General features: G+C 71.5%; 16 protein-coding genes. 9 read left to right on the top strand and 7 right to left on the bottom strand.

The window, feature by feature from the left end; genetic code table 11:
- Positions 1–4 precede the first annotated feature (4 nt).
- The gene (locus tag ACI2K4_RS35275; RefSeq protein ID WP_404517488.1) at positions 5–1,468 is read left to right on the top strand and encodes a hypothetical protein; all 1,464 of its coding nucleotides are present in this window, start codon (positions 5–7) and stop codon (positions 1,466–1,468) included.
- Positions 1,469–1,482: 14 nt separating this feature from the next.
- Positions 1,483–2,280: a hypothetical protein gene (locus tag ACI2K4_RS35270; protein WP_404517487.1), complete on the top strand. Its 798-nt coding sequence runs from the start codon at positions 1,483–1,485 to the stop codon at positions 2,278–2,280.
- A gap of 38 nt (positions 2,281–2,318) precedes the next feature.
- Here the strand turns inward: ACI2K4_RS35270 and ACI2K4_RS35265 are convergent, their stop codons facing one another.
- Positions 2,319–3,437: a serine hydrolase domain-containing protein gene (locus ACI2K4_RS35265; RefSeq protein WP_404517486.1), complete on the bottom strand. Its 1,119-nt coding sequence runs from the start codon at positions 3,435–3,437 to the stop codon at positions 2,319–2,321.
- Positions 3,438–3,707: 270 nt separating this feature from the next.
- On the opposite strand from ACI2K4_RS35265, the gene ACI2K4_RS35260 reads away from it, so the two are divergent.
- Genes ACI2K4_RS35260 through ACI2K4_RS35250 form a run of 3 tightly spaced genes read left to right on the top strand, consistent with a single transcriptional unit; the run spans position 3,708 to position 7,123 of the window.
- Positions 3,708–3,860, top strand: coding sequence for a hypothetical protein (locus ACI2K4_RS35260; RefSeq protein ID WP_404517485.1), 153 nt, complete (start codon positions 3,708–3,710; stop codon positions 3,858–3,860).
- Positions 3,857–4,366: a hypothetical protein gene (locus tag ACI2K4_RS35255; protein ID WP_404517484.1), complete on the top strand. Its 510-nt coding sequence runs from the start codon at positions 3,857–3,859 to the stop codon at positions 4,364–4,366. Before ACI2K4_RS35260 ends, ACI2K4_RS35255 begins: the two co-directional genes overlap by 4 nt.
- 3 nt (positions 4,367–4,369) lie before the next feature.
- Entirely contained in the window at positions 4,370–7,123 is a 2,754-nt protein-coding gene (locus ACI2K4_RS35250; protein ID WP_404517483.1) for a CHAT domain-containing protein, read from the top strand.
- Positions 7,124–7,220: 97 nt separating this feature from the next.
- On the opposite strand, the gene ACI2K4_RS35245 is transcribed toward ACI2K4_RS35250, so the two are convergent.
- From ACI2K4_RS35245 to ACI2K4_RS35235, 3 genes are all read right to left on the bottom strand, one after another.
- Positions 7,221–7,538, bottom strand: a complete 318-nt coding sequence (locus ACI2K4_RS35245) for a hypothetical protein (RefSeq protein WP_404517482.1) — start codon at positions 7,536–7,538, stop codon at positions 7,221–7,223.
- A 266-nt stretch (positions 7,539–7,804) separates the two neighbouring features.
- Positions 7,805–8,062, bottom strand: a complete 258-nt coding sequence (locus tag ACI2K4_RS35240; protein ID WP_404517481.1) for a hypothetical protein — start codon at positions 8,060–8,062, stop codon at positions 7,805–7,807.
- A 210-nt stretch (positions 8,063–8,272) separates the two neighbouring features.
- Positions 8,273–10,228 (bottom strand): ABC transporter ATP-binding protein, encoded by a 1,956-nt coding sequence (locus ACI2K4_RS35235; RefSeq protein WP_404517480.1) that lies wholly within the window; start codon positions 10,226–10,228, stop codon positions 8,273–8,275.
- A 462-nt stretch (positions 10,229–10,690) separates the two neighbouring features.
- Here ACI2K4_RS35235 and ACI2K4_RS35230 point away from each other — a divergent pair, with 462 nt between their 5' ends.
- The 4 genes from ACI2K4_RS35230 (at position 10,691) to ACI2K4_RS35215 (ending at position 17,105) form a co-directional block, all read left to right on the top strand.
- The gene (locus ACI2K4_RS35230) at positions 10,691–13,705 is read left to right on the top strand and encodes an AAA family ATPase (RefSeq protein WP_404517479.1); all 3,015 of its coding nucleotides are present in this window, start codon (positions 10,691–10,693) and stop codon (positions 13,703–13,705) included.
- A gap of 256 nt (positions 13,706–13,961) precedes the next feature.
- Complete coding sequence (locus ACI2K4_RS35225) at positions 13,962–15,839, top strand: M4 family metallopeptidase (RefSeq protein ID WP_404517478.1); 1,878 nt, start codon at positions 13,962–13,964, stop codon at positions 15,837–15,839.
- 162 nt (positions 15,840–16,001) lie between these two features.
- Positions 16,002–16,865 (top strand): nucleotidyltransferase domain-containing protein, encoded by an 864-nt coding sequence (locus tag ACI2K4_RS35220; protein ID WP_404517477.1) that lies wholly within the window; start codon positions 16,002–16,004, stop codon positions 16,863–16,865.
- An 18-nt stretch (positions 16,866–16,883) separates the two neighbouring features.
- Positions 16,884–17,105 carry a hypothetical protein gene (locus ACI2K4_RS35215; protein WP_404517476.1) on the top strand — a complete coding sequence of 74 codons (222 nt, stop codon included), beginning with the start codon at positions 16,884–16,886 and terminating at the stop codon, positions 17,103–17,105.
- Between the two features lie 106 nt (positions 17,106–17,211).
- On the opposite strand, the gene ACI2K4_RS35210 is transcribed toward ACI2K4_RS35215, so the two are convergent.
- From ACI2K4_RS35210 to ACI2K4_RS35200, 3 genes are all read right to left on the bottom strand, one after another.
- On the bottom strand, positions 17,212–18,312 hold the full coding sequence (locus ACI2K4_RS35210; RefSeq protein ID WP_404517475.1) for a winged helix DNA-binding domain-containing protein: 1,101 nt from the start codon (positions 18,310–18,312) through the stop codon (positions 17,212–17,214).
- Positions 18,313–18,493: 181 nt separating this feature from the next.
- A complete protein-coding gene (locus ACI2K4_RS35205; protein ID WP_404517474.1) occupies positions 18,494–19,480 on the bottom strand; it encodes a DUF4331 family protein in 987 nt (328 codons plus the stop codon).
- Positions 19,481–19,580: 100 nt separating this feature from the next.
- Complete coding sequence (locus ACI2K4_RS35200) at positions 19,581–21,893, bottom strand: low temperature requirement protein A (RefSeq protein WP_404517473.1); 2,313 nt, start codon at positions 21,891–21,893, stop codon at positions 19,581–19,583.
- Positions 21,894–21,932 lie beyond the last annotated feature (39 nt).

Genomic DNA, 21,932 nt, shown 5'->3' with positions numbered 1-21,932 from the left:
GGCCGTGAACAGAGAGCAGCTCCTCGACGCGATCCGCGCGCGGCTGGCCCGCTACACCACCACCGGGGACCCGCGGCCGATCCTGGCGCGGGCCGCGGTGCGGGAGGCGGAGCAACTGCTGGCGCTGGTCCCGGACCCGGGGCGTGACGTCGACGTCTGCTACGTCGTCGGTGGGCTGTACTGGTGTCGCTGGGGCGAGCAGGGCAACGGGCAGGACACGTCCGATTTCCGGGGCACGATCGAGTTGATGGTCCACGTACACCGGGACCGGCCGGAGCTGGTGCCGCAGATGCTGGCCGACATGTTCGACCGGAGCGGGCACACAACAGGCGCGCTACGCGCCGGGGCGGCGTCCAACGAGGGCAACCGGTTGTTCGAGTTACACCAGCGTACGGGTGACCGGGCGGCCCTGGACCAGGCGATCACACTGCTGCGCCAGGCGGCCCACGCCCCCGGCAGGGACCCGGACCGGCACCTGCACGACGCGATGGGGTTCTCGATCGCCCTGCACCGGGCCGTCCAGCTCGACAACGATCCGCGGGTGGCCGGGGAACTCGTCGCGTGGTTGTACGACGTGCTCGCCGACGAGCCGGCCGAGCCCGCCGATTTCCTGGCCCTGCTGGTCTCGGCGCTGACGTACCGGTTCGCGGCCACCGAGGACCCCGAAGATCTCGACGACGCCGTCACCGCGGGCGCCCGGCTCTTCGCGACGACCGAGGATCCGGCGCACCGGGGCACCGTCTGCATGGCCGGCGGGCTCTGGCTACGACACCACGAGAACCCGGGGCGGACCCGCGAGGTCGCCGAACTCGCGCTGGCGTGCCTGGACTCGGTGCCGGTCACGAGTCAGGACCGGGTCATCCACCTCGGGACCGTGGTGGCCGGTCTGATGGAGGTGGTCGAGCGGGAGCCCGCGCTGCTGGACCGCACGGTCGAGCTGTGCCGGGAGTTCAGCACAAAACCCGGCGCCGATCCGGTGTCCGGGCGGCAGGGGCTGCTGTTCACACTGCGGCGGCGGTACCAGGCACGACAGCAGCCTGCCGATCTCGACGAGTGCGTCGACCTCGGGCGGCGGGTGGTGGATGCCCTGGCGGCCGGCGATCCGGAACGCTGGCCGCAACTCGACGCGCTCTCGGCGGATCTGGGGGCCCGGTTCCGGGTCACGGATCGCCGGGAGGATCTCGACCAGGCGATCGCCCTGGGCCGGCAGGTGGTCGCCGCCGCGCCACAGGTGCAGTACGTCAACAACCTGGCGGCGTGGCTCGCGGACCGCTGTCAGCTGACGGACGACACGGCCGACCTGGAGGAGGCCGTCGCGCTGCTGCGCCGGGCGGTCGCGTCGAGCCCCCAAGACCCCCAACCCGTACGGAATCTCGCTGCGGTGCTGGAGCTCAAGCACCGCCGCACGGGCGAGTTCGCGGCTCTCGACGAGTCGCGGTCGCTGCACCGCCGCGCGGCGGGGCTGTAGGGCGCGGACCACCGATGCGGGTCACGATGGCGAGCGTCCCGGCACGTGCCGGCCGGACGAACGAGGACTTCACCGGGGCGCTGCCGAGCGCGGCGGTGCTGGTCGACGGTGCTGGCATCGCGGACACCGAATCGATCTGCCGGCACGGTGTGGCCTGGTACGCGAGCCGCCTGGGCGGCAGCCTTCTCGGTCTCCTGTCGCTGGTGCCGCAGCGCGGTCTCGCGGCGCTGCTCGCCGAGGCCATCGACCAGGTGACGGACCTTCATCGAGGAAGCTGCGACGTCACCAACCCGATCAGTCCGTCGGCGACCGTGGCCATCCTGCGCCTGACCGACGGTCTTGTGGAGCATCTGGTGCTCGGTGACTCGGTCGTCGTACTCGACCGGACGGACGGTGGGCCGCTCGTCGTCTCCGACCCCCGTGAGGTGATCATCAGCCGGTCGTACGAGTCCGCGCTCGGGGCCACCGTCGAGGGCGGCGACGACTACCACCGGATCCTGCGGGAGCTGCGCGCCAACCGGAACCGGCCGGGCGGCTTCTGGGTGGCCAAGGACGACCCACGGGCGGCCGACGAGGCGGTGACCGGTAGCCGTCTGCTCTCCGAGGTGACCGGTGCCGTCCTGCTCAGCAACGGGGCCAGCCGCCTCGTGGACCGGTTCGGGCTGGCCGACTGGCCGCAGGTCATGGCCGTGCTGGCGGCGAACGGACCGGCCGACATCATCCGACGTGTCCGGCAGGCGGAGGCAGATCAGGCGGTGCGGGCGGACGACGCGTCGATCGCGTACTGCACCGACCTGGGCGGGGCGGCCTGACCCGACCGTACGGGCGCGCGCCGGCCGCCGGTCCCCGGTCAGCCGCAGATGGCCCGGTCCACGAACGCCTCGACGGCGTCGTCGGGGTCCCCGTCGAAGGTGGGCGTCAGCGCGACGGTCACCTGTCGACGCCCGTCCCCAGTGGAGAACGACCAGGACTGGTACGCCAGCGCGTCGCCGTCGTTGCCGTACACGCGCACCCCGCACGAGGTGTCCCACCAGGCCAACCCGAGCCCGTACGCCCTGCCGCCCCCGACCCCGCGCGTCCTCATCTCGTCGAGCAGGTGCCCGGGCAGCAGGCGCCCACCGAGTAGCGCGACGAAGAAGCGGTTGAGGTCCCGCGTCGTGGAGATGATCTCGCCGCCCGCTCCCATCACCGACGGGTTCATCGTGGTGAAATCGACGAGGCGTACCCTGCCGTTGCGCTCCGTGGGCACGTAGCCGTGCGGGTGCGGCCCCCGAATCCGGGTCGAGGTCCCCGGCATCTCGGTGCCGCGCAACCGCAACGGCCGGATGATGCGCCGCTGCACCTCCTCGCCGTACGACCGGCCGGTGACCTTCTCGATGATCTGACCGAGCAGGAGATAGCCGGTGTTCGAGTACGCGTAGGCCGAACCGGGCGGTTCGAACGTCGGCGGGTTGGCGACCGCCCGCCGGACCTGCTCGGCCGGGGTCCAGGTGCGCCACCGGTTGTCGAGAAACTCCGGGCTCGGGGGCATCGGAAGGGTGCGCAGGTAGTCGTACAACCCGCTGGTGTGGTTGAGCAGGTGACGTACGGTCACCCGACGACCGCCCGGGACGACCCCGGGCAACCACGCCTCCACCGGGTCGTCCAGCCGCAGCCGACCCTCGCCGACGAGTTGCAGGACGACGGTGGCGACAAATGTCTTCGTGATGCTGCCGGCGCGGAACCGGCCGTCGACCGGCACCTCCCGCCTCGTGCCCAGTTCGGCGACGCCACTGTTGCCCCGCCAGACGCCACCTGCGTCGCGTACCTCTGCCAGGGCGCCCACCGCCCCGGCGGCCACGACGCCGTCAAGTCGGCTCTGCAACCCCGCGCGCTTCACGTCCCGTGGCCCGGCGGTGGCAGCGGCAGTCGGGGCGACCACCGCCAACGCCGCTGTCGCGATCACCAGTGACCGAAGCATCCGCCTCATTTCGACCTCCCCCGTCGGCAGTCCACCAGGAACAAATCTGGCGGACTGGGACGCCTGGCGCATCCGGGATGCGCCCTAAGTAGGCCCCGAAAGCCTCCATGGTGCGGCCGGGCCGACGTCAACCCGCCCCCCTGTCGGGCAGATGCGCGATCCGTACGGCCGGACCGTCGGCAAGTCGTTGTCGGACACCGGTCAGTTGCTTGTCCCACTTTCGCGACGGTCCCGATGATGGCCGGGACACCGGGCACGGACACCACTGCCGGAGGAACGATGAGCGGCGACGAACCCACACCGACAGCCCCTGACCAGCCCGCTCCAGCGCCCGGGCCGGACGAGCTGGAGCCGCCACCGACCGACAAGTCCTGGATCGAGATGGACCACATCCGGGGTGGAAATCTCCCACCCGACCTCGAACACCGGTGAGCGAGCAGGGCAAGACCTACACCACCTTCATCGAGGCGGAGCTCAAGGCGGAGAGGGAGCGCCGTACCCAGTTCGACGCCCGAGGCGTCGCGTTGGTCACGACATCCGGCGGCTTCGTCACCTTGCTCGCCGCCGTAGTCGCGCTGTTCCGCACCGGTACGGCGACGGCCGCCCGAGTGTTCCCCGACAGTGGGATACCGCCGCTCGTCGTGGCACTCGTGGCCCTCACCGCGGCGGCCGGCGCCGGCATCGTGGCGAACTGGAATCGGCTGTACGCGGTCGCCACGCCGGTGACGCTCGACCGGCTTCTCCATGACCGTTGGGGCGTCGACGGCGAAACCGTGGCCCGCAATCACGTGGGCACGATCCAGGTCTGGACGATCGACACCCTGCGCAGGGCGAACAACTGGAAAGCGGCCTGGATCTCGGTGGGTCTCGCCGCGCAACTCGTGGCGCTGGTCGCACTCGGCATCGTGGTGCTCGTCCTGCTTGCCGGAGGTGCGTGACACGTGGACGGAAACGAACTCGCGGAGGCGACGACGGCATGGCTGCGGGCGCGCGAGGCAGGGCGCGACGCGCTCGCCGGGTTCCATCCACGGACGCTGAATCGGATCAGTCTGTGGCTGCGGGAGGAGTTCGGGCGGACCGGGAACCACGACCACATTCGTCTGGCTGTCGCCGCGGGGCGAGATGCCGTCGCCGCGACCGGGGCGGACGACCCGAATCTGGCTCCTCGGCTGTCCAACCTCGGTTTTGTGCTGTGGACCCGGTTCGACTACCTCGGCGACCAGGCCGCGTTGGAGGAGGCGGTGTCGGTGGGCCGGCGAGCCCTCGATGTCGCGTACCCCGGCGACCCGAGCATTCCGATGTACCTGTCTCACCTTGGCAACCGGCTCCGTGCCCGCTTCGAGCAGACCGGTGATCCGAGCGACCTGCAGGAGGCCGTGACGGTCGGCCGCCGGGCCGTTGACACAGTCGAAGCAACCGACCCTCGGCGTCCGATCTACACGTCGAACCTCGGTCTCGCCCTGCGTATGCGCGCCGAACGTTTCGGCGCTGCGGACGACGCCGACGATGCGGTCAAGACGGGACAACTCGCGGTGTGGCTCACTCCCGATGGCGATCCTGATCTCGGCCGTCGGCTCAACAACCTCGCACTCGCGCTACGCGTCCGGTTCGGAACGAACGGCGACCGCGCCGACCTCGACGGCGCCGTACGGCACGGGCTGCGGGCGATCGAGATGGCGGGCGCGGACCAACTCCTGCTCGCCCGGTGGTCGTCGAACCTCGCTGTCACCCGGAAAATGCGCTTCGAGTACGGTGCCGCCGCCGGCACCACCCTCGACACCGAGGCCACCAGCCTGCGCGACGCCGACCTCGACGGTGCGGTGCGAGCCGCTCGCGCCGCGCTCGAAGCGTGCCCACCCGACAGCGCCGATCGTCCCGGCTACCAGTCCAACCTCTGCGAAATCCTCGTCACCCACGCCGAGCACCGGGGCGGCGAGGCGGATCTGGACGCGCCCGTCCGGCTCGGGCTGTCCGCCGTCACCGCCACCCGGCCCGATCACCCCGACCGCGCGCCGTTCCTCGCCTGCCTCGCGGACGCGCTGTACCTACGGCATCGGCGCACCGGTAACCCCGTCGACTTCGACGACGCGGTACGACGCTGGGAGGAGGCTGCGGCGGTGCCGGCTGGCGACCCGGTAGGCCGGCTCGCCGCAGCACGGGCGCATGCCCGAGCTGTCGCCGAGACCCGGGGCCCGGTCGAGGCCCTGGCTGCCCACCGCGCCGCGGTCGCGCTCCTGCCTGTCCTGGCCTGGCGGGGTGCGGGTCATCACGACCAACTCCGGCTCCTGCGGCGGCACGCGACCGGCCTCGGGCGCGACGCGGCCGCCTGCGCACTCGCGGCCGGGGCGCCCGACGAGGCCACCGAGCTCCTGGAACGGGGGCGTACGGTGTACTGGTCCCGGCTGCTGGAGGGGCGCCGGGACCTCGACGAACTCGCGACGAACAATCCGCTCTTGGCCCGGCGGATAGCCGACTGCCAGCAGGTCCTCGACCGGCCGCCACCCGAGAACGCCACACCGGCGACGACGGCCGCGCACCGCGACACGAGAATGGCGGCCGCCCAGCTGATGGAGGACCTTACCGCCGAAGCCACCACCTCCCTGCGGCCGCCGAGTCTGACCAGTTTGCTCCCCCCGGGCGGTGGCGGCACAGCGGTCATCGTCAACGTCAGCCGGTGGCGGTGCGACGCACTGCTGGTCTCCGCCTCTGGTGTGTCCACCGTTGCGCTTCGGACGCTCACCGAGCAGGCGGTGAGCGAACAGACCAACGATTACCTGGGTGCGTTGCAGCAGTTCGAGGCATCGCGCGACCGCACCGCGCTGGACATCGCGATCAGCGACGCGCTGGCCTGGCTGTGGGACCACGTCGCCGAGCCGGTCCTGGCCGCACTCGGACACGGCACCACACCGGCTGACGACAACTGGGATCGCCTGTGGTGGTCCCCCACGGGGCCCCTGACATTCCTGCCCATACATGCCGCGGGCCGGCATGGCACGTCCGACACGGTACTGGACCGGGTCGTCTCGTCCTACATCCCCGCGCTGCGTGCCTTGCAGCCGGTGCGGGTCGATGGTGGGACACCGGCGCCGGGGCGAATGCTCGTGGTATCACTGCCCGAGACGCCGGGACGCGGCAAGCTGGACGGTGCCACAACCGAAACCGCGCTTCTGCGCAGCCTCTTCGCGGACTCGGCCCTCACGGTTCTCGGTGACACTTCGGCCAGCCGCACCGCGATCCTCGAAGCCCTCCCCGGGCATACCTGGTTCCACGCCGCATGCCACGGCACCCAGGACATCGTCAACCCGACCCGCGGCGGCCTACTGCCGACGGACTGGCTGACCACCGGCCCGGTAACCGTCCCGGACCTGGCCGATCGGCGGTTCGGCGCGGCCGAGTTCGCATTCCTCTCCGCCTGCGAGACGGCCGTCGGCGGAGTCCATCTTCTGGACGAGGCCGTCAACATCGCCGCCGCCATGCACTTCGGAGGTTGGCGACACGTGATCGGCACGATGTGGGCGACGGGCGACAAGGCAGCGGCAGAGGTCAGCAGGCGTGTCTATCGTCAGCTCGTCCACGACGGAACGCTCACGAGTGACAACGCCGCAATCGCCCTCCACACTGCCATTCGCGGGATGCGGGACGAGGCGCCCGGTCTGCCCACCAGTTGGGCACCGTTCATCCATATCGGGCCATGACCCGTACTGACATCCGCTTGATTCGGGCCGCGCTCGTGCGACCCGGCGGCTCGCACGCGGCTACTCGCCGCGACCGGCGTCTCAGGAAGACCAGCCGTCAGGCGTAGAGCACCGAGTAGTACCCGCACACGGCCCCGGCGACCAGCCCGAGGACGGCGAGCATCCGCCACCGCCGCTCGGGAACCTTTGCCGCGAAGAGCAGCACTCCACCGTAGAGCCCGGCGGCGACGACGGACCAGAACGCGGCAACGGGAAGCCGGCTGGAGCCGCAACCGGCGGGAGCCGGCAACGTCATCGCGCAGATGTCGTGGCGCGGCACCGCCAACCACCAGAAGACACCCCAGGCCCCGACCGTCAGCAGCCCGCCACCGGCTGCCAACACCCAGAAGCTCACCCTGCCCGCCACGCCGACCACAACCAAGACGATAGATGAACATCGGTTGCCTCTGCCAGCCGTCTCCTCGCTGACCGTCGAACGACTGGCACGCGTGCACCACGTTCCCGTTCGCGTGGGACCGGTGGTGGCCGAGCGTTGGGTGCGGTTGCCACGGCCGGCGTATCACAACCGCACCCCGTGCCCGGAGGAGCACCTACCGAAACCTGTCCCCCGCTCGTCGAGTCGGTGAGTGACCAGCTCCCCTGATCGCCCACAACCACCGACCCGACTTGGGACTCACTTGTCTAGTAGGTGAAGGACCAGAGGAAGTAGAAACCGGGGCCGGTGGGGCCGTACTGGCGGTACTCGCAGTAGTACCAGCTCCACAGTCCGGTCTGGACTCCCTCGTTGCCGTAGCTGTTGCAGAACTGGCCGTCGTAGTAGACGCCGCGCAGCGTACCGCCCGGCGGGTCGGCGGCGGCGGGGGCGGCACCGGTCCCGACCAGCCCGCCCAGCGCGAGCGTCATCGCCGCCACCAGGGTCACCCATCTACGTCCACGCATGAAGCCTCCTCCCGACGCTGCCCCGGAGCACCCGACTCCTCGTCGAACCGGAGACCAAGACATCGATAGTGGTCGAAGTAAGGCTCACACGGGCGTACGCGGTCCGGCTCCTGACAACGGGCGATGCTACGGCGACGATCCGCCAACGCGGTCTCCGTCGAACGGGCAACTACGGCTGCTCCGGCGTCTACGTCACCACAGGGCTTCGGATCATGACGTGGACTCCGGCAGGTACCCGGCCGCCTGTAGGTCGAACAACTCCCGGTAGAGCCCGTCCTGAGTCATCAGCTCCTCGTGGTTGCCCTGCTGGATCAGTCGCCCGTTGCGCATGACGTAGATCTGGTCGGCGTGCCGGACGTTGGCGAGCCGGTGGGTGATCAGGACGATCAGGCGGTCGGGGTGGCGGCGCAGGTGCTGGAACATCGCGTGCTCCGCGCGCGCGTCGAGGGCGGCGGAGGGTTCGTCGCACACCAGCAGACGGGCGTCCCGGTAGAGGCTGCGGGCGGCGACGAGGCGTTGCCACTGGCCGCCGGAGAGGTCGTGGCCGTTCTTGAACTCGCGGTCGAGCAGGGTGTCGTAGCCGAACGGCAGGTCGAGGATCATGTCGTGCGCGGCGGCGGCCCTGGCGGCGTCCTCGACGCCCCGGCCCGGCCGGCGTGCCGGAGAGTCGTGCCGGCCGATCAGGATGTTCTGCCGCGCGGTGAACGGGAACTTCCACCAGTCCTGGGTCATCACCGCGACGTGCGAGGCGAGGCTGTGCGAGTCGAGGTCGGCGGTGTCGGTGCCGTCCCAACGGATGGCACCGGAACTGGGCCGGTACAGGCCGGCGATGAGCTTGGCCAGGGTGGTCTTGCCGGAGCCGTTCTCACCGACCAGTGCGATCACCTGACCCCGCCGTACGGTGAGGCTGACCTCGTTCACCGCCGGGTTCTCGGTGTCCGGGTAGCGCAGGCTGACCTTGTCCAGCTCGATGGTGTCGAACCCGGCGGTGACCTGACCGCCGGACGGCCGGGTACGGTCGTGGGCGCGCTCGAGGAAGTCTCGGTAGTCCTGGTAGTAGAGGGCGTCCTCGTAGAGCGAGTTCGTGGCGAACACCGCGACCCCGAGGCTGGAGTGGGCGGTCTGCAACGCCAGCAGCGCGGTCGCCGCGGCGGCGAGGGCGACCCATCCGACCAGGAGAAGACCACCGAGCACACCGTAGACCGCGAAGCCGGCCAGCCCGGCGACGGACGCGCCGAGCAGGCGGGTGGTGGTCTGGGAGCGGACCAGGTCGAGATCCGCGCGGGTTTCGGCGTTCATCATCCGCCGGTACTCGCCGAGGAGGAACTCACGCATCTGGTAGGAGCGGATCTCGGCGGCGGTGTGCCGGTTCGCCATCAGGGTCGCCAACATCCACATCCGACGGCGTCGGGTGATCCTGGCCAGCAGGTTCAGGTACTGGCGGCGGGCGATCCGTACGGCGGTGATCGCCTCGGGGACGGCCGCGAGCAGCAGGCAGGGCAGCAGGATCGGCTGGATGACGGCGACGGCGACGGCGGTGGCGAGCACGCCGACGACGCCGGTGATGAGGTTGACGGTGTTGTCGACGATCGAGGCGGCCTCGCGCATGCCCCGGTCCCGGGCGCGGTCCATCTCCTCGGCGAACCCGGCGTCGTCGAACGCGGCCAGGTCGACCGCCGTGGTCGCCTCGAACATCCGCAGCTCGACCCGGTAGTTGATCTGCGGCACCAACCGGGCCTGGGCCCAGCCGGCGGCGATCGTGAGTCCACCCTTGGCCATCACCGCAGCCGCGGTGAGCAGCAGCGCCGGCAGCGCGGCGCGGACCCGGTCCGGGGTGGGTCCGGCGGCGAACAGTTGGGTCAGCACACTGGTCGTGGCGAGCAGTCCAAAGGTGGTCATCACCCCGGCGGCGATGTTCAGGCCGATCGAGGCGACGGTATCCCAGCGGCTGGTCGCCCACGCCACGGCGATCGCCTCCCGCACCAGGTGCGGTAGGCGGCGGGCGACCGACCAGAAGCTGGTCTGCGCGACCTCGCGGGCGTGGTGCATCCAGTCGGGCTCCTCCAACTCCGGTAGCGCCGACCCGTCGGCGTGGTCCGTGGTCTCGTCGTTGTCCGAGGTCTCGTCGTTGTCCGAGGGCTGACGGGGGCGGATCACGGTCTCCACACGACCTCCTCAGGCGGCGGTGACGCTCGGGCGGCACACGGCGGCAGCGATTCGGGGCAGCGTGTATCGCCCGGCGATCCGCCGGGGAACTGGCGTTGACGGACGGGACGGACGACTCCGCTCCGACGGAGACAACCGCGCCCAGCGAGCCTACGTTCGGCAATCAGATCGAGTCACGCGGTTACCGGCGTGTCGAACGCGTGTATCAAGAGCCACGTCGGAGCGGTGAAGCTCCCGGGCGCGAGGGCCCCGCCCCACGGAAATCGGCGGCGACGGTGGCGGCCGGGCCATCCCGGTGCCGACCGACCCACGCCGGCTACGGCGACCGGCGTGACTTCGGACCGTACGGGGATTGATGCGGCGTCGACCACCTCCTACGCTTGCTGCGAACTGATCAAGGAAGGGCTGCCGCGACGTCTGGCGGGACCTCGGCAGCCGGAAGCACGTTCGAGTAGGAGGACGGTGCGCAGCGGCAGTCTCCCCGCCAGTCGCCGCTCCCAGTTGTTCGGCCGGGCCGAACTGCTGAGCAGCATCCAGACCTGGCTGGCCACGGGCGGCGGCGTGGTCCTCACCGGCCCCGACGGTATCGGTAAGTCGGCGATCCTCGGCGAGGTGGGCGCGGCCGCGTCCCCGGGCACCCGCGTCCTACGCCTCGCACCGGCCGAAGCCGAGCGGTCGATGCCCTACTCCGGACTGGTCGACCTGTTCACCCAGTTCCCGTCCGGGGTGCTGGTCGAACTGCCGCCGGGCCCTCGGGCCGCCGTCGAGGCCGTCCTGCTGGGACCGGTGGTACCGCCCGCCGCTAGGGACCGTCCGGGCTTCGAACTGGCCTGCGGTCGCGCGCTGCGTGACGCGCTGGAGCGCATCGCGCGGCGGCAGCCGGTGCTGCTGTTGCTCGACGACACGCAGTGGTTGGACGCCGCTTCGGCCACCGCGATCGGCTACGCGGTACGGCGGGTCGGCGGGTCCCCGGTCCGCACGGTGGCCGCCGTACGTCCGGCGGAACCCGACGCGGTCGAGCGCGCCACCGGGATGAGCCCGGCGCCGGTGCTCGAACTCGCCGTGCCACCACTCGACGCCGCCGACCTGGCCGCGCTGCTGGAGGCGCACCGGTTCTCCGGCCGCGCGGCGAGCCGGCTGCACGCGGAGAGCGGCGGCAACCCGTACCTGGCACTGGCCCTGGGCGGCGCCTTCGGTTCCGGGCCGGAAACCGCGTGGCGGTCGCTGCCCCTGCCCGCCACGGTACGGGCCCGACTGCGTCGGCGGCTCGACGCGCTCGGCCCCGAGGTCACCGAGACACTCCTGTTCGCCGCGCTCGCCGCCCGGCCCACGGTGGCACGGTTGCGGCTGGCCGGGCGGGCGGAGGCGGAACGCCACGTCCGGCTCGCCGGGTCGGTCGGCCTGGTCGAACTCGACGGGCCGGTGGTCCGCCTGACCCCGGTGGGCGTACGCACGGTGCTGGTCGACGACGCGGGCGCGGCACGCCGGGCGACGATTCACGCGGCGTTGGCCGAGGCGGCCACCGACCGGGCCGACCGCGTGCGGCATCACGCGCTGGCGAGCGAGGGCCCGGTCCCCGGGTTGACCCGGTCGCTGATCACGGCGGCCGAGACCGCGCTGCGGCGGGGAGCACACGGGCTCGGCGCCGAACTGTATCTGCTCGCCGCCGAGCGGACCCCGACCGCCGAGCACCAGCAGCGACAGGCGTGGCTGGTGACGGCGGCGGAAGCGGGAGCGGTCGCGGGTCTGCCCGACCTCGCCGGTCGGGCGGCGGAGGCCGTCCTCGCCGGGGAGAGCGCGACCGCGTACCGGGTCCGGGCCCGGACGGTGCTGATCGATCTCGCCGACGGGGCCATCGCGGAGATGGACCACGCGTTCGCCGCCGCGCTCGCCGAGGCGGGGAGTTCGGCCGCCCTGCTCGCGCCACTCCGCCTGCGGCTGGCTCGGCGCGCGCTCGGCGCCGGTGCGGCGGCGCGGGCATCCGCCGAGGCCGACGCGGCGATCAGGTACGCCCGGGTGGCCGGCGACGCCGCCACCGAGGCGATGGCGCTGGTGGTACGAGCCCAGGTGCAGCGGGTACGCGCGCAGCCCGGTCACGTCCAGACGCTCGCCCGGGCCCTGGCGCGGTCGGCGCCGGAGGCGAGCGGGCGGCTACACCAGACACCACGTTTCCTGACCGCGTGTTTCGCGTTCGCCGACGACCGGATCGACGCGGCTCGCGACATACTGCTCACCCTGCTGGCGCTGACCGACCGGGGCGGCGGCGACGAGCACATCGAGGTGCTCCGGGGCCTCGCCGAGGTGTCGGCTCGGGCCGGACGCTGCCGGGAGGCGTTGCACTACGCGCAGCGCGCGATGCGCCTCTGCGAGCAGGCGCGCCGCAGCCCGGGCCCGTGCTGGTACAGCCTCGCCGTGGCCGAACTCGCCGGTGGCCGGTTGCCCCGGGCACTGGCGTACGCCGAACGCGGGACGCGCGCCTCGGAGGAGGAACGCGACAGCGTCCATCTCGGCCGTAACCTGCACGTGCTCGGCCAGGCGCGGCTGCGTACCGGACAGAACCGGGCTGGCGTGGAGGCGTTGCGCCGGTTGCGTGACCTGGAGGCCGCGCAGGGGGTGGCCGACCCCTCCCTGCTGCGCTGGCACGGTGACCTGGCCTCGGGACTGGCCGCGCTCGGTGCGTACGACGAGGCGGCCGACACCGTCGCGGACGGCCGCAGGGCCGCCCTCCGCCTCGGCCACCCCGCCGGGGTGACGGCGCGGCTCGACCGCGCGGCGGCCCTGGTGCTGGCCGAGCGGGGCGACCTGGAGTCGGCGGTGGACCTCGCCGCCTCGTCGGCCGAGTGCTTCGCCACGTTGGGCCAGCCGATCGAGCAGGGGCACGCGTTGCTGGTGCAGGGCGGTGCCGAACGGCGACGACGTCGGTACGCCGCCGCGCGCCTCGCGGTCGACGCCGCGCTGACGATCTTCGGTCGGATCGACGCCAGGCCATGGGTCGAGCAGGCGGGCCGTACGCTGGCCCGGCTCGGGGGTGGCGGGCCAGAACCGGCGACGCCCGTCGTGGCCCACCGCTTCGACGTGGTCGAATGGCGCGCGGTCGAGCGTCGACCGGCGGACGGGTCGACCGCAGGACCACAGGTCGCCACGGGACTCGCCGCCACGGACGGATCGACCGCAGGAGCCCGGATGCCCACCGGGCCCGCCGCCGGGTACAGCGCGACGGCGCGACCGGCCGAGGCGACGCGGGCCGGTACGGCGGCGACGCCGAGGCGCGTACCGGCCGAACTGCTGCCCGGCGGTGCGCTCACCTCGACCGAGGCACGCATCGCCGGCCTGGTGGGACAGGGCGCGACCAACCGGGAGATCGCGGCGGAGCTGTTCGTCAGCGTCAAGACCGTCGAGGCGACACTGACCCGCGTCTACCGCAAGCTCGGGGTCCGCTCGCGCACCCAGCTCAGCTCCCGACTGTACGGGCGCTGACCGCCCGCCGGCCGCGGCGTCGTCGCGCGTGGGCGACCCGACGGCAAACGACCCGGGCCGGATCTCACGACGTCTACAAAGGACAAGGGTTTTCCCTGTTTCGGCTGCTCGTGCCCGATGCATAGCTTTCAACAGACGATCAACGTCAGCCGGTGGCCCGCCGACGGTGACCCGACGGCCGGGGCCGGTTCCCGGCTGGGCCGCCGCACTCGGCCCCGGGCGGGCCGCCCTACTCGGGAAGACAAGGAGCACCCAGGTGAGACGCAACCTCCTCCGCCGAGGTCTGGTGGCCATCGCCACCGGAACGGCACTGACGCTCGCCGCGTCACCCGTCGTCGTACGACCCGCCGTGGCGGCACCCGTCGTCCCGCCCCCGTCCGGCAACACCCCCGCCACGCTCGCCGCCACCGCCGCCGACCGGTACGTCGCCGGCACGGCGAGCGCGCTGCACCGCGCTCCCGGTGACGTACTGCACCGCGTCGGCATCCAGGCCGGCGGCCGGGGCCTGCACTACGTGAGCTACGAACGCACCCACCAGGGTCTGCCGGTGGTCGGCGGGGACGTGGTGATCACCACCGATCCGACCGGTGCCGTGCTCGGCACCGCCGTGGCCCAGGACCGGCCGATCAGCGTGGCCACCACCGCGACCGTGACCGCCGCCCAGGCGACCGCCACCGCCCGGGCCCGACTCACCTCGACGGCCGGAACGTCCACCCCGCGCCTGGTGGTACTCGCCGGGGCGACACCGAAGCTCACCTGGGAGACCGTCGTGACCGGTCAGGCCGGCGGACGCCCGAGCAGGCTGCACGTCTTCGTCGACGCCGCCACCGGCGCGGTGGCCGAGTCGTACGACGAGGTCCGGGCCGGGGTCGGCAACGGCTACTACAACGGCAACGTCTTCGTCGACACGTCCGGCTCCACCGGCGTCTGGACGATGACCGACGGACTCCGCCCGGGGCTGAGGTGCGGCGGGCAGGACGGCGGCACGTACAGCGGCACCGACGACGTGTGGGGCAACGGCTCCGGCACCAGCCTGGAGACCGCCTGCGTCGACACGATGTACGCGGCCCAACGGCAGTGGGACATGCTCGCTCAGTGGTTCGGCCGCAACGGGTTCAACGGCAACGGCGGCAGCCCGTCCGTGCGCGTCGGGCTCGACGACGTGAACGCCTACTGGAACGGCGCCATCGCCAACTTCGGCCACAACGCGGCGAACACCCGCCAGGCCACCGCGATCGACGTGGTGGCGCACGAACTGGGCCACGCCATCTTCCAGTACACCCCGGGCGGCCCCGGCCGGGACAACGAGAACGGCGGCCTCAACGAGGCGACCGGCGACATCTTCGGCGCGCTCACCGAGGCGTACGCCAACAACCCCCTGGACCCGCCGGACTACCAGGTCGGCGAGGAGATCGACTTCAACGGCCGGGGCCCGATCCGGTACATGTACAACCCGTCGCTGGTCGGCGACCCGAACTGCTGGACCCCGTCGATCCCGAACACCGAGGTGCACGCGGCGGCCGGACCGCTCAACCACTGGTTCTACCTGGTCGCCGAGGGCTCGAACCCGGGCGGCGGCAAGCCGGCGAGCCCGACCTGCAACGGTTCCACCGTGGCCGGTCTGGGCATCCGCAAGGCCGGCGAGATCTACTACAACGCACTGCTGGCCAAGACCTCGACCTGGCGGTACGCCAACGTACGGGTCGCGACGCTGAACGCGGCGAAGAACCTCTACCCGACCAGCTGCACCGAGTTCAACATCGTGAAGGCGGCCTGGAACGCGGTCAGCGTTCCGGCGCAGTCGGGTGAGCCGGTCTGCACGATCGGCGCGGGCGACTTCTCCGTCTCGGTCTCGCCGGGTCTGGTCACCGTCGCCCCGGGTGGCAGGATCGCCGTCACGGTCAGGACCTCCCTGCTCAACGGGTTGACGCAGCCGGTGACGCTGTCGGCCACCGGCCTGCCGTCGGGCCTGACGGCCGACTTCAACCCGATCACCGTTGACGCCGGCAACTCGGCGACCCTGACGGTCGCCGTGTCACCGTCGATGCCGACGAACAGCACCTACAAACTGACCGTGCAGGCCGTCGGCACGGTGACCCGTACGGCGGCGCTCGCGGTGAGCGTCGCCCGGTAACCGGTTCGACCGCTTCGACCGAGGCGTGAGGGGTGGCTCGACCGCCGGCACGGGTGTGCGGATGTGTCCCGCGCGCCCGTGCCGGCGCCGTCCGGTTCCCGGTTTCACTCGGCGCCCGCGAGGCGCGGGATGCGGTACTTTCGTTCGGGTCCAGGACACGTAGTGATCGGATCTGACGCATTGGACGACAAGGCGCTGGTGGCGCTCGCCGAGCGGCTGGTGGCGCTCGACGGGGTGGTGGCGGTGGCGCTCGGCGGCAGTCGCGCCCGTGGCACCCACCGGCCCGACTCCGACATCGACCTCGGCCTGTACTACCGGGGCGACCTCGACGTGGCTGGGCTGCGGGCCCTGGCGGCGGAGCTGGCGGACGCACCGACCGAGGTGACCGAGGTGGGCGGCTGGGGGCCGTGGGTCGACGGCGGCGGCTGGCTGACCGTACGGGGATGGCGGGTTGACTGGATCTACCGGGACCTGGATCGGGTCCGGCGGATCTGGGCCGACTGCCTGGACGGGCGCTACGAGGTGGGTTTCCAACCTGGCCACCCGTTGGGCTTCTACTCCCACGCGTACGCGGGCGAGGTCGCGTTGTGCCGGGTGCTGGCCGATCCGACTGGTGAGCTGACCGACCTGCGGGACCGCACCCGCGAGTACCCGGCGGCGCTGGGCGACGCCCTGGTCGACGGGATCTGGGAGGCGGACTTCGCCGTGCAGTTGGCCCGCTACGGTGCCGCCGGAGACGATCCGACGTACGCGGCGGGGTGCCTGTTCCGGGGTGTCGGTGTGGCCTGCCAGGCACTGCACGGCCACGCCCGCGAATGGTTGATCAACGAAAAGGCGATGGTGGCCTCGGCCGGACGGCTCACCGCCGCACCACCGGACTTCGCGCCACGGGCGCACTCCCTGCTGGCCGATGTCGGGCAGTCCCCGCAGCGGATCACCGAGACGATCGAACAGGCGCGGGACCTGATGACACAGGTACGCGCGGCCGTCGGTCGACCGGTCGGTTGGAGCATGCCGACCACCTGACCACGCAGTGTGGCGATCATGGCGGACTGGGAGATCCGGCCGGCCAAGGCGGCGGACGTCGAGCCGGTGGCCGAGTTACGGGCCGTGGTGCTGCGGCCGGACCTGGAGCGGCTCGGCCGGTACGACGAGCGGCGGGTACGGCAGCGGCTGCGGGACGGGTTCGCCCCGGCGCACACCTGGGTGATCGAGGTGGTTGGTGCGTGGTGCGACCGCGACGGCGTTCCTGTTCCTGGTACGTGAGCCGGCCGTCGCCGTACCGGGCGGCTGACCGCCTTCCGGCGGCGGGACGGCGGCGGGACGGCGCCTCGCCGTCGCCACGCACCGTGCCGCCACGGGACGGCACCGCTCAGTCGAAAGACGCGTCGAGGTGTACGCGTCGGTGTTCGTCGTCCGAGAGGAACGACGCCAACGCCTCCCCCTGCTCGGCCACGGTCACCCGCTCGGACCGGGAGAACGGGCGCAGCGGCGTGACGGTCACCGTGCCGGCGTCGACGCCCCAGGTCGCGGCGACCCGGCCGTCGACCAGGACGACGCGCGCACCCGCGACCGACAGGCCCCGGTCAGCGTCGTCGACGATCCGGCTGCGGTCGTGGTAACCGAGCAGCGCGTTGTCGAACGCCGGTAGGAACCGCACCGGGGCCGGTGTGTCGGGGTCGGGGCGGGGTGCGCCGGGCAGGTCCAGCAGTTCCCGTCCCCGCTCGTCCCGGAAGGTGACCAGTTCCTCGCGTACCGAGGCGACCGCGGCCGGCAGCCCGGCCAGGCCGCACCAGGCCCGCAGGTCGGCCGTGGCGGCGGGACCGAACGCGGCCAGATAACGCCGCACCAGCGCCGCGCCGACCGGGTCGCAGCCCTGCGGTGCCGGCGGGTCGATCTCGCGTCCCAACCAGGAGGCGAGGGTCGCGTTGCGCACGCCCGCTCTCGTCCGCCACAGCCCGCGCGGCGGCAGTTGCACCATCGGGATCAGGGCGGCGACCAGCATCTCGCCCAGCGCCCGTGGCCCCGGGTCGGGCCAGCGCGAGGCGAGCAGTCGGGCGAGTTCCCCCATCGACCGGGGCTCGCCGTCGGCCATCACCGCCCGGCCCGCCGAGGCGAGTTCGTCGAGGTCGACCCCGGCGAGTTCGCTGCGGTAGACGCCGAGCACCCGCTGGCGCAGCATGCCGTCGTGGCGGGCCCGCCAGGCCAGCACGTCGTCGGCGGCGAGGAGATGCACGGTACGGCGCATGAGGTGGGTCCGTACCAGACGGCGCTGGGTCAGCAGGTCGGAGAGGATCACCGGGTCGAAGTCGCGCAGCCGGGACCAGAGCCCGACGAACGGCTCCTGCGGCTCCTGCGCCTGCAAACCGCACAGGTGCGCGACGGCGTCGAGGACCGGCAGGTCGGCACGATCGAGCAACAACTGTCGGGCGAGCGTCGCACGGTTGAGCGCCCGGCTGTCGAGGACGGTCACCGGCCCCTCCCGCGAGCCGGGCCTCGGCCGGCTGCTCGTGTGGCGTGGTCGCGGTGGTGGCTGTCGTCGATCGGCACGCACCCAGGATCGCAGCCGAAGCGGTCAGCGAGTGTCCGCTGTTCGGGCGGTGCGGTGAGGATGTCCCCGCGCGCCCGGCCCGGCTCCGCCCCGATGCCGCCGGTCAGGGGTTGGGCGGGCCGAGGTAGGGAAAGCGCGGCAACATGTCGTCGTGCGGCTGGAGTCCGGTCGGCGGGACCTTGCCGTGGGTCAGCCAGCCGAAGCGATAGCTGAAGACGTCGTCGACGAGCTTGCGTCCGTTGGGGTAGGCGACCGGCTTGGTGCGGTCGTAGACGAGGACGTCGGGCAACACCTGCATGGCGGTCTCCTTGGCCTCCTTCGGTGAGTAACCGCCCTTCTCCAGCATCTGGGACCAGGGGCCCAGATAGTTGGTCACGTCGTCGGCGGGTTGCCGGGAGTTGTACAGGTCCTTCTGGCCGTCGGGGTTGATGAACGGGTTGATGGTCGGGTTCCCGCCCCGGTCCAGTTGCTCCAGTTTGCCGTCGCGGCGCCGGCTGATCGAGGCCCACACCCCGACGACCGGTCCGGGGCCGAGCAGGTCGGTGGGTACCTCCAGCACGATGCAGTCGACGTTGTTGCCGGCGAAGTCGTCGTGCCCGGTCCACTCCATCCCGTGCAGGGCACCCTCGACATCGGCGAAGAACGGGTCGCTGCGCAGCCCGGCGAAGAGCCGGATCGGCCCCGGATCGTCAACCAGGACGGGCTGGTCCGCGCCGTCGAAGCTGACCTGGATGGACTCGGCGAGCACCCGTCCGGCCGGCTCGGGCCGCCGGGCCTCGGCTCCGGTGGCGTACCAGGCGGTCACGGTCTGGCGGCCGTTCTCGTACCCGGAGAAGGTGAACGTGAACGCGATGTCGGCGACCGCGTCGCCGTCAGTGTCGATATTGATCCGGTGCACCGCGTCCGGGTGGAACTCCGGACCGGTGGTCGGCGCCGGGATCGGGGGCGGGGCGGTGGTCGGATTCGAGTCGATGATCAACACCGTCTTGCCGGGATCCTCCTGCGAGGTGAAGACGTACAGGTCGGTGAGTTCGAATCGACGGTCGTCGCCGGGAAATCCGAGATTGTCGGCGCTGAAATGATTGGACACGGTAGCTCCTTCCGGCGAGGACGTTAGTGGGGACGACGGACGTCCGGACCGGAATCCCGAACGCGTGCCCGACCGGGTGACGGCCCGGTCCGACAACCCGTCAGGTCGGCGCGGGGGATCCGCGTGGCTTGATGCTCCGGTAGACGAGGACGACGAAGAGCAGCACGAGGTTGACGACGACGGCCATGACCAGGGGTGGCGCCAGGAGCAGGCCGGGCGCGATGCCGATCAGCACCAGCAGGGCGGCGACCGAGCGCCATGGTCGACGTACGCCGAACTCGACGGTCAGCATTGACCGCCCCACGATGTGCAGCGCGATCCCGCCGATGAGGACGAGCGACGGTGCCATGCGGTTGCCGTCGAGCGGTTGCTCGATGAGCATCGCGTCACCGACCGCGATGGCGACCACCGCCGCGACCAGGATGCCGTGGGTGTAGGCGGTGACGACCGCGGCCCGTGGTGCGTTGTTGTCGACCAGGGTCCCGAGGTTCCGCCCGAACGGCAGGACGTAGACCCACAGCAGCAGGAGGGTGCTGACCGAGGTGATGACGAAGGCGGACGTACGGGCGTAGTCGAAGCCCGAGTCGCTGTAGGTCAGCCCGGTGACGATGATCGGCACGCCGAGGGCGACGATGTAGATCTGCCGGTAGCGCTCCGCGATGTGCGCGCCGACCACCCGCAACTGCGAGTGCGGCACCGAACCGAGTTTCGGCAGCGGCCAGCCCAGGAAGGCGATCACACCGTCCAGGGCGATCGCCACCGCCCACAGCAGCATTCGGGGTCCGGCGGGCAGGAAGGCCCCCACCAGCCAGGGGACGGCCGAGACGGCGAACCAGATGAGGACCCGCGCCGATCGCATCTGCAACGGGCTTCCCCGGAGGGCGGGCACGATCAGCAGCCCCCGGCCGAGGTGGATGGCGACGTACGCACCGGCGAAGAGGAGGCCGTTGTCGTCGTAGGCGCCGGGGACGGCGGCGGCCATCAGCAGACCGGCGAACATGATGCCGAGTACGAGACGTTGCAGGTACGGCTCGTCGCTGTTGAACCAGTCCGTCGACCAGGCGGTCGCGACCCAGATCCACCAGATCGCGGCGAGGAGCACCAGCGTCTGCGCCACGTTGATCAGGCTGAGGTCGTTCAGTAGCCGCTGCGACAGCCGGACCAGCGCGAAGATCAGCGCCAGGTCGAAGAACAGTTCGTAGAAGGAGATCACCTCGGGGTGTTCCCGCTTGCGCAGCAGTCGCTCCGACAGGCTGCCCAGGCGGCGTGTCGACGACTCCCCGATGTTGCCGCTGAGGACGATGCCGAGCAGCACGGCGGTGACCACACCCGCCACCGCCAGCAGGGGCATGTCGAGCAGGACCGGGAGCAGTGCCGCCAGGATCGCCATTCCCACCGGTGCCCGCCAGATCCGGTGCTGGAACACCACCGCCACGAAGAACGCGCGTCCGGCGAGATAGAGAACAGGGCCGGCGATCATCGCCACCACCCATCCGGGTTCGGTCTCCCCGAGTGGCTTCCCGATCAGGAGGTCGTCGGCCATCGCCGTGACGACGATGCCCGCGATCATGAGCCCGTGCGCGTAGGAACAGAGGATCGCGACCGGGGGCGGGCGCCGATCGAGCACACCTTCGAGGTCGAGTCCGTGCGGCAGCAGATAGCCCCACAACATCAGCACGGCGATGGCGAAGGCGAGCAGGAAGGCTACCGTCCGGACCAGGTCGGTTCCGTCCTGGCTGAGGGTGAGGCCGCTGGCCAGGATGAGTTCCCCCAGGCCGACGATGAAGACCTGCCGGTGCCGTTCGGCGAGATGACTGCCGCGCACCGGCATGTGTACGTTGCTCACCCGGCCCAGCCCCGGCACCGGCCAGCCGATCGGGACGCCGGCGTAGTCCACGACGATCGCCACCGACCAGAGCACCAGCCGTGGTGTGGCGGGCAGGAACGCACCGATGATCCACAGCACCCCGGCCGCGCTGAACCAGACGATGGCCCGTAGCGAACGTGCCTGCAACGGATGGCCCCGTAGGGCGCGGAAGATCGCCAGGTGCCGCCCGACGTGCGACGTGACGTACGCGCCCGCGAAGACGAGGCCGTGTTCGCCGAATGCCCGGGGTACGGCGGCGGCCGCCACCAGTCCCCCGAACATCACCATCGTGATGACTCCCTGGACGAATGGCGCGCCCGGGTTGAACCAGTCCGCCGTGCGGACCGCCGCCACCCAGAGCCACCAGATCGCCGCCACCAGGACCAGCGTCTGCGCGCTGTTCGTGCCGTCGAAGTCACCCAGCAGACGCTGCGAGAGCTGGATGAGCGCGAAGATGATGGCCAGATCGAAGAACAGTTCGAGGAAGGAGATCTCGTGTGGCCGTTTCGGCTTGAGCAAAAGCCGTTCTATTCCTGCTTCCGCCACAGGTCATCCGTCTCGCCGGTCCTGTCACATTCGTATCAC

The organism is Micromonospora sp. NPDC050397, assembly GCF_044901685.1.
Taxonomy (GTDB): Bacteria; Actinomycetota; Actinomycetes; order Mycobacteriales; family Micromonosporaceae; genus Micromonospora_G.
The sequence above is the reverse complement of the archived record's forward strand: the minus strand, read 5'-3'. Positions and strand labels throughout refer to the sequence as shown.